This is a genomic window from Wocania arenilitoris, from assembly GCF_021728535.1.
GTDB classification, from domain to species: domain Bacteria; phylum Bacteroidota; class Bacteroidia; order Flavobacteriales; family Flavobacteriaceae; genus Wocania_A; species Wocania_A arenilitoris.
On record NZ_JAKKDU010000001.1, the window covers coordinates 298308 to 314214 of the forward strand.

General features: G+C 31.6%; 19 protein-coding genes. 11 read left to right on the forward strand and 8 right to left on the reverse strand.

All coding sequences use genetic code 11. The features are described from left to right. Nucleotides 1–895: transposase (locus tag L3X37_RS01405; protein ID WP_237238377.1), on the forward strand; the 895-nt coding region annotated here is incomplete at its 5' end. Nucleotides 896–1334: 439 nt separating this feature from the next. Beyond that, on the forward strand, nt 1335–2000 hold the full coding sequence (locus tag L3X37_RS01410) for a M15 family metallopeptidase (RefSeq protein ID WP_237238378.1): 666 nt from the start codon (nt 1335–1337) through the stop codon (nt 1998–2000). A gap of 57 nt (nt 2001–2057) precedes the next feature. On the opposite strand, the gene L3X37_RS01415 is transcribed toward L3X37_RS01410, so the two are convergent. Next, the gene (locus tag L3X37_RS01415; RefSeq protein WP_237238379.1) at nt 2058–2402 is read right to left on the reverse strand and encodes a DUF6249 domain-containing protein; all 345 of its coding nucleotides are present in this window, start codon (nt 2400–2402) and stop codon (nt 2058–2060) included. Nucleotides 2403–2539: 137 nt separating this feature from the next. Here L3X37_RS01415 and L3X37_RS15355 point away from each other — a divergent pair, with 137 nt between their 5' ends. The 3 genes from L3X37_RS15355 to L3X37_RS01425 all read left to right on the forward strand — a co-directional run bounded on the left by L3X37_RS15355 (nt 2540) and on the right by L3X37_RS01425 (nt 3522). Beyond that, nucleotides 2540–2830: an RNA polymerase sigma factor gene (locus L3X37_RS15355; RefSeq protein WP_369409860.1), complete on the forward strand. Its 291-nt coding sequence runs from the start codon at nt 2540–2542 to the stop codon at nt 2828–2830. Between the two features lie 172 nt (nt 2831–3002). Further along, on the forward strand, nt 3003–3125 hold the full coding sequence (locus L3X37_RS15360; protein ID WP_369409864.1) for a hypothetical protein: 123 nt from the start codon (nt 3003–3005) through the stop codon (nt 3123–3125). Further along, nucleotides 3106–3522, forward strand: a complete 417-nt coding sequence (locus tag L3X37_RS01425; RefSeq protein ID WP_237238380.1) for a hypothetical protein — start codon at nt 3106–3108, stop codon at nt 3520–3522. The genes L3X37_RS15360 and L3X37_RS01425 overlap by 20 nt, the downstream gene beginning before the upstream one ends. 32 nt (nt 3523–3554) lie before the next feature. Here L3X37_RS01425 and L3X37_RS01430 read toward each other — a convergent pair whose 3' ends face one another. Further along, nucleotides 3555–4793: a DEAD/DEAH box helicase gene (locus L3X37_RS01430; RefSeq protein WP_237238381.1), complete on the reverse strand. Its 1239-nt coding sequence runs from the start codon at nt 4791–4793 to the stop codon at nt 3555–3557. A 398-nt stretch (nt 4794–5191) separates the two neighbouring features. After that, complete coding sequence (pepT, locus tag L3X37_RS01435) at nt 5192–6430, reverse strand: peptidase T (RefSeq protein ID WP_237238382.1); 1239 nt, start codon at nt 6428–6430, stop codon at nt 5192–5194. A 140-nt stretch (nt 6431–6570) separates the two neighbouring features. Here pepT and L3X37_RS01440 point away from each other — a divergent pair, with 140 nt between their 5' ends. Further along, nucleotides 6571–7605: a quinone-dependent dihydroorotate dehydrogenase gene (locus tag L3X37_RS01440; protein WP_237238383.1), complete on the forward strand. Its 1035-nt coding sequence runs from the start codon at nt 6571–6573 to the stop codon at nt 7603–7605. 86 nt (nt 7606–7691) lie between these two features. Here L3X37_RS01440 and L3X37_RS01445 read toward each other — a convergent pair whose 3' ends face one another. The 5 genes from L3X37_RS01445 to L3X37_RS01455 all read right to left on the reverse strand — a co-directional run bounded on the left by L3X37_RS01445 (nt 7692) and on the right by L3X37_RS01455 (nt 10630). Beyond that, entirely contained in the window at nt 7692–9548 is a 1857-nt protein-coding gene (locus L3X37_RS01445) for a T9SS type A sorting domain-containing protein (protein ID WP_237238384.1), read from the reverse strand. A gap of 171 nt (nt 9549–9719) precedes the next feature. Further along, the gene (locus L3X37_RS15365) at nt 9720–9875 is read right to left on the reverse strand and encodes a T9SS type A sorting domain-containing protein (protein ID WP_369409865.1); all 156 of its coding nucleotides are present in this window, start codon (nt 9873–9875) and stop codon (nt 9720–9722) included. A 9-nt stretch (nt 9876–9884) separates the two neighbouring features. After that, nucleotides 9885–10031: a hypothetical protein gene (locus L3X37_RS01450; RefSeq protein WP_237238385.1), complete on the reverse strand. Its 147-nt coding sequence runs from the start codon at nt 10029–10031 to the stop codon at nt 9885–9887. Between the two features lie 114 nt (nt 10032–10145). Further along, the gene (locus tag L3X37_RS15215) at nt 10146–10337 is read right to left on the reverse strand and encodes a hypothetical protein (RefSeq protein WP_262910762.1); all 192 of its coding nucleotides are present in this window, start codon (nt 10335–10337) and stop codon (nt 10146–10148) included. Then, entirely contained in the window at nt 10259–10630 is a 372-nt protein-coding gene (locus tag L3X37_RS01455; protein WP_262910763.1) for a hypothetical protein, read from the reverse strand. Before L3X37_RS01455 ends, L3X37_RS15215 begins: the two co-directional genes overlap by 79 nt. Before the next feature lie 139 nt (nt 10631–10769). Here L3X37_RS01455 and L3X37_RS01460 point away from each other — a divergent pair, with 139 nt between their 5' ends. From L3X37_RS01460 to guaB, 5 genes are all read left to right on the forward strand, one after another. Continuing rightward, on the forward strand, nt 10770–11633 hold the full coding sequence (locus tag L3X37_RS01460) for a hydroxymethylglutaryl-CoA lyase (protein ID WP_237238386.1): 864 nt from the start codon (nt 10770–10772) through the stop codon (nt 11631–11633). A 160-nt stretch (nt 11634–11793) separates the two neighbouring features. Then, nucleotides 11794–12972, forward strand: a complete 1179-nt coding sequence (locus tag L3X37_RS01465) for a putative porin (protein ID WP_237238387.1) — start codon at nt 11794–11796, stop codon at nt 12970–12972. A 131-nt stretch (nt 12973–13103) separates the two neighbouring features. After that, a complete protein-coding gene (locus L3X37_RS01470) occupies nt 13104–13631 on the forward strand; it encodes an FMN-binding protein (RefSeq protein ID WP_237238388.1) in 528 nt (175 codons plus the stop codon). Continuing rightward, nucleotides 13632–14120, forward strand: a complete 489-nt coding sequence (locus L3X37_RS01475; RefSeq protein ID WP_237238389.1) for an Aq_1264-related membrane protein — start codon at nt 13632–13634, stop codon at nt 14118–14120. It abuts the gene before it with no gap. A 66-nt stretch (nt 14121–14186) separates the two neighbouring features. Then, the gene (gene guaB, locus L3X37_RS01480) at nt 14187–15659 is read left to right on the forward strand and encodes an IMP dehydrogenase (protein WP_237238390.1); all 1473 of its coding nucleotides are present in this window, start codon (nt 14187–14189) and stop codon (nt 15657–15659) included. Nucleotides 15660–15907: the final 248 nt, after the last annotated feature.

A 15907-nucleotide genomic window follows, 5' to 3' on the forward strand; every position in this document is an offset into this window, starting at 1 on the left:
ATTGTGGAACAAGCTGATTTTCGTTATGATGAACTACTTTATAAAAGAAATCTACGGGAACTTCCGCAAACTCAAACGCCTTCAAGGGCATCTAAAGAAAATATTTCATCAAGTAGTATTGCTTTTAGTCGAACAAGGTGTTATAAGTTTAAAAGATATTTTTGTAGACGGGACAAAGATAGAAGCCAATGCCAATCGCTACACTTTTGTTTGGGGAAAATCTATAAAAACGAGCAAAGAACGTATCAAAAAACAGCTCAAAGAACTCTGGTCTTATTTAGAAAAAGTTTATAAAGAAGAACAACACATTCCAAACACGCCAGACTTTGAAGCCATAGATGCCGATAAGATAGAAGCCACCATCAATCAAATCAACGATGCTTTAAAAGGCAAGGATATCGACAAAAAGGTAAAACAAAAGCTGAATTATGCCAAAAAGAACTGGCCAACCAATATGGCAAAGTACCAAAAGCAAGAAGCCATCTTAAAAGAGCGCAGCAGTTACAGTAAAACCGATACCGATGCCACCTTTATGCGTATGAAAGACGATCACATGCAAAACGGACAACTCAAACCAGCCTATAATGTACAAGCCTCTACCAACAACCAATATCTTACCAATTACACACTAGCCCAAACCACAGGAGATACCACCACATTAAAAGACCATGTTGCTAATCATATAGAGAATTATAATGAAACCCCAGAAACACTCACTGCAGATGCAGGTTATGGTAGCGAAGAAAACTATACCGATTTAGAAGCCGTATTTGGAAATATAAAACATAATATGAATTTTAAGCGATTTATGCTAAGAGGTATTGATAAAGTAAATGTAGAAATAGGTCTAGTTGCCATGGCACATAACCTTAAAAAGTATAGTTTAGCGCTATAAAATCGCTTTTGCTTTTTTTAATCAAGCTTTTTGAACCCTAATATTGAAAACTAAAACAATAAGCTAAAAATAATCAAAAAGAAAATCGCCTAAAAATTACTTTTTAGACGACTTCTTTTATGTTTTAACCTGCGTTTTATCGATGAAATACATGTTTTTGTCTTTAAATGTTAAAATTATGTGTATTTCATCGATTTATTAAGTTTTTTATCGGTGACGCATATTTATTAATTATATATTTGGTGTGTACTAAAATAACATACTTTTTAGTTCAATGGATTAATTAATTAATATTTGCATTATGTTGTTGAGATAGAGACCCTAAATCTACTACGTAATTAAAAAAGCAAATTGAAAAGAAACCGAGTTTGAGGGAACTCGGTTTTTTTATGCTTCAATTTTTTAAGTATCAATTTATTTTTATATAAATTAGCTTATAATGAAAATTTTATCACCTTTTTTTTTATTACTTGTTTGTCATTTGTCATTCGGACAATTGCCCGAGGGATTTGTATATGTTAAAGCTATTATCCCAGATTTAGATGTTGAGTTAAGATATAACACCACCAATAATTTTATAGGAAAGCGTATTGAGGGGTATCATTCTAACAAACTTATTATAACCAAACAAACAGCAGAAGCATTAAAGTTGGTTCAAACAGAATTACAGCAGTATAATTTATGTTTAAAAATTTATGATGGTTACAGACCACAACAAGCTGTTAATCATTTTGTGCGTTGGGCTAAAATACTAAACGACACCATTAATAAATCTATTTTTTACCCTAAGGTAGAAAAGGAAAACCTATTTAAAGCAGGTTATATTGCTAGCAAATCTGGACATAGTAGAGGAAGTACAGTAGATTTAACAATTATTGATGGCAATACGGGAAAACCTATAGATATGGGAAGTCCTTATGATTTTTTTGGGCAAGAATCTTGGGTTAATTACGATGCAATTACAAAAAAACAAAAAGAAAATAGGCAACTTTTGCAAGCTGTAATGTTAAAGCATGGATTTAGAAATTACCCAAAAGAGTGGTGGCACTTTACTTTAAGGCAGGAACCTTTTCCTAAAACCTATTTTGATTTTCCTATAGAATAGAAAAGCGTTTCAAAAATATTTTTGAAACGCTTTTCTATTTTGATTGATAAGTTTTATTTACTCTTTATCTAGATGCTTTTTTGTTTGTGTAAAACCTACGTACAAACCAACTCCAGCCATAAAGAAAATAAGTGCTGGATATATAGCATCACTGTCTAAAGTTGTATAGCTTTCTAAAACTGAAGCAATAAAAACTCCTAAACCAATGCCCATTGATAAAAAAGCTAAATTAAGTACTATAACTTTCCATGATGAGCCAGCTCGCTTATTATAATTGAAAATACTTGCATCTGCACCTTTCTCTATAAGCGCTAAGCGCTCTTTGTTTCTTGTTGATAAGTATAAGTAAATAACTCCGAATGTTGCAATAAAAAAGCTAATTGGTATTAAAATTCCTTCCATAATAGTTTGTTTTTAATTGATTAAATTTAATGTGTTTATAACCTATGACGATACGCTTTTATTTTTGGTTACAGTTTTTTAAATATTTTTTTCTAAAATGTGTAACCAAAAATAAAAGAGAGTCGTCTTACATTTAAATGACCACTAACAATCAATATTATATCAATTTAGTTATTGATGGCGATACCAATGCTTTTTCATTATTAGTAGATCGTTACAAGGATTTGATCTTTACTTTGTCGTTAAGAATGATGAAAAATAGGGAGGAAGCTGAAGAAGTGTCGCAAGATACTTTTATTAAAATATACAAATCTTTACATAAATTTAAAGGCGATTCTAAGTTTTCAACATGGATTTATAAAGTGGCATATAATACATGTTTAGACCGGTTAAAAAAAATAAAAAGCATTTTAATGATGTTGCTATAGATGATTTTACGGAGCATCAAATAAAAACAATAGATAATGCTCTAGATATCATGGAGCAAGAGGAGTATAATAAAACTATACAAGATTGTTTAACTTTGTTACCAAGTGAGGATAGTTTTTACTAACACTATATTATTTTGAAGATTATTCGTTAGAAGAGATTTCTAAAATTATTGGTATTACAGCTAATAATGTAAAAGTGAAAATTTTTAGAAGTAGAAAAAAGTTAGCAACTATTTTAAAGCATAAATTAGAACCAGAAATAATTGAATATTATGAAAGAGAACGACGATAAATACCTGGATAATTTCACAAAAAAGGTTATTAAAAAGGCTGTTTTAGAAAGTCCTTCAATTCATTTTACTTCAGAAATTATGTCTCAAGTAAAGGCGTTTAATAATAGCAAAGTTACTGTTTATAAACCTTTAATTTCTAAAAAAGCATGGATTTTAATTGCTATAGGTTTTATTTCTATCTGTGTTTATTATTTAATTTTAGGAACAGAAATAGAAAAAAGCGGTTGGTTAAGTACTTTAGATTTTAGTGTTTTGTCAAACAATAAAGTTAGCAATACATTGTCAAGTTTTACTATGTCTAAAACTTTAATGTATGCTGTTACATTTTTTGGAATAATGTTTTGTATTCAAATACCTTTTCTAAAAAACTATTTTGATAAACAACTAGAAATGTAATCTTTAAGCTTCGGTTCTGCAATTTCAAGTTTTTAATACCACCGTTTCTTTTTCTTTTTAGAGGCCTTACTTTTTCGCCCTTTTTTGTGTTTACTAGTTTTATTGGATTTATGAATAATAGGTTTTGCTTTAGGGTCTAAAGGATAAGGATGATTATCTTCAATAGGAATTTGAACACTTATTAATTGTTGAATGGTTTTTACATAATTTTTTTCGTCTGCCGAACATAACGAATAAGACATTCCTGTTTGTCCAGCTCGACCAGTTCTTCCTATTCTGTGCACGTAAGTTTCGGGTACATTTGGCATATCAAAATTTACAACAGCATCTAATTCATTTATATCGATACCACGTGCTGCAACATCGGTCGCTATTAAAATATTTACATAACCATTTTTAAATTTTTTTAAAGCTTCTTGTCTTAAACTTTGAGCTTTATCACCATGAATAGTTTCAACTTTATAACCATTATTTATAAGGGTTTGTTCTAATTTGTTAACTCCAAATTTAGTACGTCTAAAAATAAGAATATTACCTTTTATAGTGTTTCGCAATAAATGTAAACACAATTCAATCTTATTACGTTTTGGTACATAATATAAAACCTGACTCACATTTTTAGTAACCGAAGATGTTGGTGAAACGTCTACACGCTCAGGGGATTTTAAAATACTACTTGCAAGTTGTTCAACTTTATAAGGTATTGTTGCCGAAAATAAAAGTATCTGCTTTTCTTTAGTGCACAAACGCTCAATCTTTTTTACATCATCAATAAAACCCATATCAAGCATTAAATCAGCTTCGTCAATCACAAGGGTTTCAACATAGTCTAAATTAATTACATCTTGTTTATGCAAATCGAGTAAACGACCAGGTGTGGCAATAACGATATCAACACCTTTATTTAGTATATCTTTTTGTGGTTCAATTGAAGTGCCACCAAATATTACAGTAGAGCGTAAATTGGTGTTTTTACCATAAGTTTTAAAGTTGTTATTAATTTGAATGGCTAATTCTCTGGTAGGACTTATTATGAGAGCTTTAATTTTTTTTCCTTTTTTGGGAGCATCTTGCTTGTCAAACAATAATTGTAAAATTGGTAAAGCAAAAGCTGCTGTTTTTCCTGTGCCAGTTTGTGCAGAAGTAATTACATCCTTTTTGTTTAAAACTAAAGGAATAGTTAGCTCTTGTACTAAAGTTGGGTTGTTGTAACCTGCATTAGCAACAGCTTTTAAAATGGCTTTATTTAGTTTTAGCTCTTTAAATGACATGTATTATAATTTTGAAGTAAAGATATAGTAAACAACATTAAACTTATTTTAAGAAGCGCTCTAATTTTTTTTAAGTGGTAATGCGTCATTTTTAATTGCCAATTTTAGAAGTGTTTGATCTTTTTCTTTAGAATGCAATAAATTGAACTCATTTTAACTTTTTGTTTTTAACCGAAAATGAGTTGAAATTTGACCAGATGGGGCACTTTTTGAAAGCCATAGCAGTGCTACGGGTAAGAAAAGTAATAAAATATGAATGAATTTCAGCCATTTTTTTAGGAAATTGAAAAAGTCAAGATGAGTTCATTAAAAAGTTGGACAGTAGTTAAACTGTTTTTCGATTGTTCTTCTAGTTTTAAAACATCACCGTTTGTTACAAAGCCCTCTTTAAAACAAGTTTATTTTTCAATAGCTGTTAACTCTGCAATTTTACAAATAACTTCCGTTGCTTTTATCATGCTTTCAACAGGAATATATTCATACCGTCCATGAAAATTGTGTCCGCCTGCAAAAATGTTTGGACACGGTAACCCCATGTAGCTTAATTGAGAACCATCAGTTCCTCCACGAATAGCTTTTATTAATGGTTCAATATTTAGTTGTTTCATAGCTTCTTCTGCAATATCAACAATATGCATCACAGGTTCTATCATTTCTTTCATATTGTAATATTGGTCTTTTATATCAACAGTAATCACTTCTTTTCCATACTGAGAATTCAACTCATTTGCTAATTTAAACATCACCTCTTTTCTAGCTTTAAAATGACCTTTATTGTGGTCTCTAATAATATAATCTAAAACGGTTTCATCAACATCACCCCTAATATTATGTAAATGGAAAAATCCTTGGTAGCCTTCAGTATGCTCTGGGGTTTCTAATCGAGGTAATGAGTTAATAAATTCTGTTGCGATGTACATAGAATTTATCATTTTTCCTTTAGCATATCCAGGATGTACAATTTTACCTTTAATTTTGACTTTAGCACTAGCGGCATTAAAGTTTTCGTATTCTAATTCTCCTATTTGACTGCCATCCATGGTGTACGCCCAATCTGCACCAAATTTTTCAATATCAAATTTATGGGCACCACGACCAATTTCTTCATCTGGTGTAAATCCAACACGTATTTTCCCGTGTTTAATATTTGAATTATTAATTAAATATTCCATTGCCGAAACAATTTCGCAAATACCAGCTTTGTCATCGGCACCTAAAAGTGTTGTGCCATCTGTGGTAATTAGGGTTTGCCCGATGTATTGACGTAAATCTTCAAAATAATTAGGCGATAAAACAATGTTTTTATCTTTATTTAGTAAAATATCTCCCCCGTGATAATTCTCAAAAATTTGAGGTTTTACATTAGCTCCCGTAAAATCTGGCGAGGTGTCAAAATGAGAAATAAAACCAATAGTTGGTACATGGTGTTCTACATTGCTTGGTAAGGTTGCCATAATGTAGGCATTAGTATCAATACTAACATCTTGCATACCAATAGTTTTAAGTTCTTTGGCTAATTTATTGGCTAAATCCCATTGTTTACTTGTACTTGGTATGGTGTTCGAATTTGGGTCAGATTCAGTATCTATAGTTACGTAGCTAATAAATCGTTTTATAATATGTTCTTTTGAAATCATACTTTTTTGATTAAAATACTTTAGATTATAAGTGAGGTAATTAAATGCCTTTTAAAACCTAAAGTTACAATTTATAAGTTTTTTAGCTTTTGAATTGCTCATTTTTTTATTAAAGATTACTTTTGTGTAAATATTGATTGATGTACAAATTATTACTTCGCCCACTATTCTTTTTATTTGATCCAGAAAAGATTCATCATTTTACATTCTCTTTAATAAGGTTTACCTCAAAAATTCCAGGATTTTCATCATTATTTAGAAGTTTATATGTTATAAATGATAAACGTTTAGAACGAAAATTGTTCGGTTTAACTTTTAAAAATCCAGTAGGTTTAGCAGCAGGATTTGATAAAAATGCGGTGTTGTATAATGAGTTGGCAAACTTCGGATTCGGTTTTATTGAAATTGGTACTGTAACCCCAAAAGCCCAAGCAGGAAATCCTAAAAAGCGATTGTTTAGGTTGAAAGAGGATAAAGGTATAATTAACCGAATGGGGTTTAATAATGAAGGGCTAGAAGCTGCAATTACACAATTAAAAAAGAATAAAGGTAAGCTGATTATTGGTGGTAATATTGGAAAAAACACCCAAACAAAACCAAAAGATTACACCAAAGATTATTTGGAGTGTTTTAATGCATTACATCCTTATGTTGATTATTTTGTACTAAATGTAAGTTGTCCAAATGTTGGTAGTCATGCTAAATTAAACGATAAAGATTATTTAGAAGAATTGATTCGCGTTGTACAAAAGGCTAATAAAACTTTTGAAAGAGAGAAACCAATTCTTTTAAAAATAGCACCAGATTTAAATAATAATCAATTAGATGAAATTATTCAATTGGTTGCCGATACCAAATTAGATGGTGTTATTGCTAGTAATACCTCGATGGATAGAAGCGGTTTAAAAGTTTCTGATACTCAATTAAAAGCTATTGGTAACGGAGGCTTGAGCGGACAGCCGATAAAAGAAAAAAGCACACAAACCATTAAATATTTGTCTAAAAATAGTAATAAAGCATTTCCAATTATTGGAGTTGGTGGTGTTCATTCTGCCAAAGATGCTCTAGAAAAAATTAATGCTGGTGCAGATTTAATTCAGGTTTATACAGGTTTTATTTATGAAGGGCCAAGTTTAATTAAGCGAATAAATCGTGCTATTTTAAAATTAGATTGATTTTTTATAGGCAAGAGGCAAGAGGCAAGAGGCAAGTCTTGGTTCTTTATTCTAAAAAGCGAAGCGATCTTACGTCTTTTATCTATTTATTTGATAATCTTCTTTAGAACTCTGGATTTACCATCATTAAGTACAAGTAGGTATGTTCCAGATGGTAAGTTACTCAAATCTATTGGTCTATTTGAAACTGTACCAGACAAAAATCTTTGCCCTACTAAATTGGAAATCTTGTAGTTTGAAGCGAGTTTTGAATCGTTAGTCTTTACATAAAGTAAATTATTTTTAACAGGATTTGGGTATACTTTATAAGTTTCGTCTGATATTGGAATATAAATTGTTTTAATAAAAACATCGTCAATTGCGATGTCTCCTTCCCAACTGGAACCTCTAACAGCTCTAAATCTAACTTTTAAGGTTTGATGTGTATAAGACGATAAATCAATAGATTTTGTTAAAAAAGCATCTTTTTGATTGTTTTGCTGGCTTCCTATAATTGCAGGAATAACATCGTTAATATAGCCTTCTTTGGTTTTTAAGTCAATATGTAACTCGCCAATACCTTTTCCATACATATGGTATGCAAATTCAAGTTCAGAGTTTTCTTTATCTACTGTAAAACAGCGCGAAGTAAATTCTGCAATATCACCTGGTTTAGCACCAGAAGCTTCAGCGTAAATATATTTCCCTAAAATTTCTTTTGAATTATCATGATTAGGACCAGTATTTTCGGTTGAAGTTTTTCCAAAATTCACATGCCAATTATAGCCGTTTTTTGATACTGCATTAGCAGTCCATCCTTTGTCTCCAGCTATTTCAAACGTATCAAAATTTTCATTTAGCATGTCTGTTTGCGTACCAACTTTTATATAATTAGAGTAAGTTTTATTTATAGATTTTGATTTGTTTGAAACTCGCAGCGTTACATTATAAATTCCAGATTGGTATGTGTGAATTGGATTTTGAGTTGTGTAATCTATAACACCATCAGAATCTATATCCCATTCCCATTTAGTAATATCTGAGCAATCACTTTTAAACTGAACGGTTAAATTTTCGTTGCATGTTTGACTAACATCAGTTGTAAAATCTGCATTAAAAGAAGGACATGATAAATAATTTTTAGTCGTCATAAAAAAAGCATACATACGTGCTAACTGCTGCTCAGTAAAATGTGTTCTACATCCTTTTTTAGAATACGACATTATATTTTGTGTATCAGGATTAAATGTGCTTCCATGAGCATCTGTTTCTGTTCCAATATATTCACAAAAATTATTTACATTTTTATCAGTAAGCTTAGGGTCTGCTGGCGTATCACATATACCATCACCATCAGTATCGCAATTGCTACCATCAACTAGCTCTGTAGTTTGTGTATCATTTTTCGGTCCGTGAGTATGTATTAAAGAGAAAAAATGACCCATTTCGTGTGCTAATGAAGAATTATTAGTTACACAATCATTTTTCATTATAATAACATCTTGTCTTGCTACATTATTACTGTAACCACAAATGTTTTCATCAGATGAATTTTTTAAATAATCTGTAAAATAAATATTTATTAATCCAGCAACATTATGTTTTTCTGTTAAAGTACTTTCATCTCTTTTATTAAAACTACATAGCTTATTTTCATCAATATAATTAATGCCATCGCACAAGAAAAATTCCATTAAAGCATCTTTGTAAATGTCGTTTAAGTTTGAAATGGCATTATTAAGTTCAGAAATGCTAATGCCTCCAGTTCCATTAGAATTCCTAATAATATGTGCTTTTACAGGAATTGCGTTTATAGCTTTTACAGGAATATCACCTTTGCTAAATTTTGAACTTAAAAACGCTTCCTCAAAAGTTTTAAGTTGAGGTTTTATACTTTGAATATATTTTACAGATGCTTTGGAAGTTATGGTACCACAATTATTTTCTACGCTTTGACTTTGCAAAAGATTCGTAATGGTAAAGTATACTAAACAAAAAAGAAATTTAATTCTAAAGGTGAAAATATTCATTTGGGGCAAACATTTTCTCAAATGTATATCGAATTGAATATTATGAGTAATAAAAACGTTTAAGCGTTATATTTTATCGGTTAGATTAAAAAAATCAACTTAAAATCAGTCTATTACTAGTTTTTTTGTAGCACTACTATCATCAGATTTTAAATTTAAAAGATAAATTCCTCTGTTTAAATGAGACAAATCTATATCTAATTTTGACGCTCCTTTTTCAACAGGAAAATCTTTTACTAATCGTCCAAAAGCGCTGTAAATTTTAGTAGATTACAACTCAATATTTTTTATGTTTGAAAGCGTTATTTTTCCTTTTGATGGATTTGGGTAAACTGAAATATTTTCTAAAACTTCAGAATCATTACCTAAAGTGGAATATATATAATTGAAAGTAACAGTTCTTATTCTGTGGCTCATATTACTGTTTACACCATCGAAAGGAGTTACATTTGATGAGCTTGTAATAACACCAATTGGATTTGATGCTGGATTACTTCCAGAATAACCGTTACCATCTTCTGTACCTGCATCTTATGGGAATACATCTACAGTAAAGGAGGTCCTCCATCCATTATTAATTGCATTATTTCCCGATCTTAAATTTTTACTATTAATAGCAATAAACCAATCTGGACTAGGAGCAATCATTGAAGCAAGACTAACAAAAGGATAGTCTGAGCTAACTTGGATATTTCTTGTAATGGTACCCTTTGCAGAACCCAAGCCACTACAAATAACATATTTATCTGCATTAGCATTAGCGTAACTTCATTTCGAAATGCAGTTGTACTTCCTGTTTCTGCTATCGATTCAATTCCAGCTGAAGCGGCAGTTCCCATTTGTAGTATCGAATTTGCGGTTTGATGCGTTGCTATAGCTAATGGAGACCAGTGTGCATTACTTGGTAAAGGAATGGTACTAATACCATTTACTGGATCGCCAGTTGGCGTTTCCCAATAACTTTCAAAAACAATACTGTAGTTAGCAATGCTTTGAGCATGAAATAAAGAAAACAAAAAAGCTTAATAATAAGTTTGTAAAAGAAGTAATGTTTTTCATGAATTCTATAGCATATGGTTTTATAGATATTATGTCTCATTATATTGCAATCGCTTACAAAATAATAGTATTTTTAGGGTCTGCTTTTTTTAGTTAATGTCTGATAAAGTTAAAATAATAGAATGTCCACGAGATGCTATGCAGGGTATAAAAGCATTTATTCCTACGAAGCAAAAAATTCAGTACATCCAATCTTTATTACGTGTTGGGTTTGATACTATAGATTTTGGGAGTTTTGTATCGCCGAAAGCCATTCCGCAAATGGTAGATACTGCTGAGGTTTTATCGCAACTAGATTTAAGTAAAACTACTAGTAAACTATTGGCTATAGTAGCTAATTTAAGGGGAGCAAGAGATGCTTGTCAACATAAAGAAATAGATTATTTAGGTTACCCTTTTTCTATTTCTGAAAACTTTCAAATGCGTAATACGCACAAAACTATCGCGCAATCTGTTTTAATTTTAGAAGATATTTTAAATATCGCTTATAAAACCAACAAAGAAGTTGTAGTTTATATATCTATGGGATTTGGTAACCCTTATGGCGATCCGTGGGATGTTGATATAGTAGGAGAGTGGACAGAGAAACTTGCTAAAATGGGTGTTAAAATTTTATCATTAAGTGATACCGTTGGCACATCAAACCCAGAAAGCATAGATTATCTATTCTCTAACTTAATTCCTTTATATTCAAATATAGAGTTTGGAGCACACTTACACACAACGCCTACTACTTGGTTCGAAAAAGTTGATGCTGCTTATAAAGCAGGATGTTTACGTTTTGATGGTGCTATACAAGGTTTTGGTGGCTGTCCAATGGCTAAAGACGAACTTACAGGTAACATGCCAACTGAAAAACTGCTATCTTATTTTACTTCGCAACATCAAAATAATTTAAATGCTTTAAGTTTTGAGAGTGCTTATAATGAAGCTTCTAAAATTTTTAACGTGTACCATTAATTGTATTTTGTTGATTTTCAGTAACTAATTATTTTTGATGAATTTTATTTTAATTTATTCTAAATAAACTTTGTGTAATTAATAATGTGGGTTATATTTGCGTCTTTAATTGAAATATTATTTATAATAAGTCTAAATAAAAACAATAAATCAAACAAAAATGAACAAATTAACTTTACTTTTCACAATCTTTTTTATTTCAATAATAAGTGCACAAACAGTACAAGATTCCATTACTTTCGATCCTCAAAAACAATTAAATGCAGCACAACGTATCCTTTCAGGTAATTATGGTAAAGCTGTTACAGTTGGGGCTTATGGAGAATTAACGTATAATCAACCAGAGGCTTTAAACGGCGAGTTAGATGTGCAACGTTTAGTATTATTATTTGGTTATAAATTTAACGACAAAACACAATTTGTAACAGAAGTAGAGTTCGAACATGTGGAAGAAGTATTTATAGAGCAAGCCTTTGTTAATTATGCTATTGCACCAAGCGTAAGTTTACGTGGTGGTTTAATGTTGGTGCCAATGGGTATCGTTAACGAGTTTCATGAACCTACAACGTTTAATGGAGTAGAACGACCAGCAATAGATAATGTTATTGTACCTACAACATGGCGAGAAATAGGAGTAGGAGTAACAGGTAGATTTAACGAGATATCTTTAGGTTACCAAGCTTATGTGTTTAATGGTTTTAAATCTACTACTTTTGATGGTGAAGGAGGAGTAAACGGTTTTTTAAAAGGCTCAAATGGTTTACGAGGAGGCCGTCAAAAAGCCATTCAATCGACCATAGATAGTCCAACATTGTCAATGAAGTTTGATTATTATGGTATCCCAGGTTTACGTGTAGGTCTTTCAGGATATTTTGGAGATACGCAAGCAGAAGACGATGTAGAAGTGGTAGATGGTGCCAATATTGGTATTTCAATGATAGGTTTAGATGCACGATACGCTTACCAACGTTTTACAGCACGCGGACAGTTCATTCATGCAAGTTTAAGCGATACTGAAGCATACAACAATTTAACAGGTCGCGATTTAGGTAGTGCACTCCAAGGTTGGTACTTAGAAGGCGCTTATAATCTTCTGTCACAAGAAAAACAACAGCGCTTATTTGCGTTTTTAAGATATGAGCAATACAATACTCATTTAGATACCGATGGTACTTTGCAACAAAACGATGCGTACAACCGTACTGATATTACAACAGGATTAAGTTATCATATCGCGCCTGGTGTTGTACTTAAAGGAGATTATCAGTTTAGAGACAATGCAATGTCTGGTAGTGATGTGCCAAACAGACTTAATTTTGGGATAGGCGTTTGGTTCTAAAATATTTGAATAATTAGTGTTTAATAATCACGAATTGAGTTTAATAAATCTAAACATTAAAAAGTAGCAAAATAGCCTAATAGCTATTTTGCTACCTTTGTAACTATAAAATAAAACTATACTTTTGCACTATGCGTATTAAACAAGTTTCATTATTATTAGCTGCTTTGGTTTTAATGAGTTTTGGGCTGCCAAAAAACATTCAAAAAAAAGTAGATAAAGAAATTAAGAGTGTTTTTAATGTAGAAACCTTTTCATTTAATGCAAAAGAAATACCTTTAGAAATCACAAAAAGTTTACCTTCAAAATTTGGTAATAATAATTTCTTTAAAATTGAAAATAACAATCAACTTTTAGGCTATGCATATTTAGCAAAAGCACCAAGTAAGACTGCTCAATTTGATTATTTAGTACTATTAGATAAAGATTTGGTGGTTTTAAAAACCAAAGTATTAATATATCGCGAAGAATATGGTGGCGAAATTGGGAGTAAACGTTGGCTAAAACAATTTATGGGAAAAACCCAAAATGATAGTTTACGTTATGGCGATAATATTATAGCAATTTCAGGCGCTACAATATCTGTGCGTTCTATGACAAACGCTATGAATAATTTGTTGGAATCTTTAAAAATACTTCATTCTAAAAGGATACTATAAATGCAGTTAAACGGATTAATAATTAAGCTTCCTAAAGAGATTAAATTATTAATCGGAGCATTTATAATTGTACTTAGTATTGGTTTTTATACGGGTTTATTGTTTGTTGGAGAAACCTCTTCAGCAAATCCAAATGGCATTGAAGAACACTATTTAGGTAACGAGGATGATGAAAATGCAAAAGTGATGCGCTTTAAAAAAAGTGATAAAGAAATGTTAACACTAGTGCATAATCACATATTATCAATGTCTATTATTTTCTTTTTGGTTGGGCTTTTAGTAGCTATTACTAAGCTAAATGGTAAGTTAAAACTATTTTTAATTATTGAACCCTTTATATCTGTTATACTTACTTTTGGAGGACTTTACTTATTATGGACAGGCATGCTTTGGATGAAGTATATTGTTATGTTTTCAGGTATATTAATGACTCTTACATTTGTTACTTCTACAGCCATTGTGCTTATTCAAGTTTTACAAAAAAAGTAAAAATTTAAGGCGACGTATTTCGTAATTAAATTGTATATTTGCACGCAATTATAACGTAATTGCACAATGACTTCACATCAAAACAAAGTAGTAGGAGAAGGATTAACTTACGACGACGTCCTTTTAGTTCCAGCATTTTCAGAAGTACTTCCGCGCGAAGTTAATATTCAAACAAAATTTACTCGAAACATAACTATTAATGTGCCTATTATTTCGGCTGCTATGGATACGGTTACCGAGAGTAAAATGGCAATTGCTATGGCGCAAGAAGGAGGTATTGGTGTACTACATAAAAATATGACTATTGAAGCTCAGGCTACAAAAGTTAGAAAAGTTAAGCGTGCAGAAAGCGGTATGATTATCGATCCTGTAACACTACCACTTACTGCAAAAGTTAGCGATGCTAAACAATATATGGCAGAGTATGGTATTGGTGGAATTCCTATTGTTGCAGAAGATGGTACTTTAAAAGGTATTGTTACTAATCGTGATTTACGTTTCGAGCATGAAAATGCTAGACCTATTGTTGAGGTGATGACCAGTGAAAACTTAGTAACGGCATCTATTGGAACCTCATTACAAGATGCAGAGAAAATCCTTCAGCAGTATAAAATTGAAAAACTACTTATTGTTGATGACAATTTTAAACTCTCTGGTTTAATAACCTTTAGAGATATTACTAAGGTTACACAAAAACCTATTGCTAATAAAGATAAATACGGACGATTACGTGTTGCTGCAGCTATTGGTGTTACTGGCGATGCAGTAGATAGAGCAGAGGCTTTGGTTAATGCTGGTGTTGATGCTGTGGTAATTGATACGGCACACGGACATACCAAAGGTGTAGTAACTGTTCTAAAAGAAATAAAATCTAAATTCCCAGAGCTTGATGTTATTGTGGGTAATATTGCAACAGGTGCTGCAGCAAAATATTTAGTTGAAGCTGGTGCTGATGCCGTAAAAGTGGGTATTGGTCCAGGTTCTATTTGTACTACACGTGTGGTTGCAGGTGTTGGTTTTCCGCAATTTTCGGCAGTTTTAGAAGTGGCCGAAGCTATAAAAGGAAGCGGTATTCCTGTAATTGCTGATGGTGGAATTCGTTATACAGGCGATATACCAAAAGCCATTGCAGCTGGTGCAGATACGGTAATGTTAGGGTCTCTTTTAGCTGGAACTAAAGAATCTCCGGGTGAAACTATAATTTACGAAGGACGAAAATTTAAGTCGTATCGTGGAATGGGTTCTGTTGAAGCCATGAAACAAGGTAGTAAAGACCGCTATTTTCAAGATGTTGAAGACGATATTAAAAAATTAGTACCAGAAGGTATAGTTGGTCGTGTACCATATAAAGGCGATTTATACGAAAGTATTCATCAATTTATTGGTGGCTTACGTGCAGGAATGGGTTACTGTGGTGCCAAAGATATTGCTACTTTAAAAGAAACAGGGCAGTTTGTAAAAATTACAGCAAGTGGTATTAACGAAAGTCATCCGCACGATGTAACCATTACAAAAGAATCTCCTAATTATTCTAGGTAAGTTTTGTGATTATCGTTTAACGTGTTTGTGTGTGGTTAGTGCGGAAAGGATTCGCGATTAATTTTTTGTAGCAACGGTTTTCATTAAAAGTAAGAAAAACTCCTGTTCTTAACCCACAGAGCATTAATTATACCATTTTAAATAGTAAAAGTCGTTATATTTTAGTATCTTTCACTATGGCAAAACCGAAAGAATTTACAATACAAGAATCTGTTTCTACGCTTGAAACACTTCGCAAACAACAAACT

Excerpts from the sequence above, each read along its gene's own strand:
- L3X37_RS01410 (WP_237238378.1), top strand. The coding sequence starts at position 1,335 with ATGAAAATTTTATCACCTTTTTTTTTATTACTTGTTTGTCATTTGTCA.
- L3X37_RS01415 (WP_237238379.1), bottom strand. The coding sequence starts at position 2,402 with ATGGAAGGAATTTTAATACCAATTAGCTTTTTTATTGCAACATTCGGA.
- L3X37_RS15355 (WP_369409860.1), top strand. The coding sequence starts at position 2,540 with ATGACCACTAACAATCAATATTATATCAATTTAGTTATTGATGGCGAT.
- L3X37_RS01425 (WP_237238380.1), top strand. The coding sequence starts at position 3,106 with ATGAAAGAGAACGACGATAAATACCTGGATAATTTCACAAAAAAGGTT.
- L3X37_RS01430 (WP_237238381.1), bottom strand. The coding sequence starts at position 4,793 with ATGTCATTTAAAGAGCTAAAACTAAATAAAGCCATTTTAAAAGCTGTT.
- pepT (WP_237238382.1), bottom strand. The coding sequence starts at position 6,430 with ATGATTTCAAAAGAACATATTATAAAACGATTTATTAGCTACGTAACT.
- L3X37_RS01440 (WP_237238383.1), top strand. The coding sequence starts at position 6,571 with ATGTACAAATTATTACTTCGCCCACTATTCTTTTTATTTGATCCAGAA.
- L3X37_RS01450 (WP_237238385.1), bottom strand. The coding sequence starts at position 10,031 with ATGAGCCACAGAATAAGAACTGTTACTTTCAATTATATATATTCCACT.
- L3X37_RS01460 (WP_237238386.1), top strand. The coding sequence starts at position 10,770 with ATGTCTGATAAAGTTAAAATAATAGAATGTCCACGAGATGCTATGCAG.
- L3X37_RS01465 (WP_237238387.1), top strand. The coding sequence starts at position 11,794 with ATGAACAAATTAACTTTACTTTTCACAATCTTTTTTATTTCAATAATA.
- L3X37_RS01470 (WP_237238388.1), top strand. The coding sequence starts at position 13,104 with ATGCGTATTAAACAAGTTTCATTATTATTAGCTGCTTTGGTTTTAATG.
- L3X37_RS01475 (WP_237238389.1), top strand. The coding sequence starts at position 13,632 with ATGCAGTTAAACGGATTAATAATTAAGCTTCCTAAAGAGATTAAATTA.
- guaB (WP_237238390.1), top strand. The coding sequence starts at position 14,187 with ATGACTTCACATCAAAACAAAGTAGTAGGAGAAGGATTAACTTACGAC.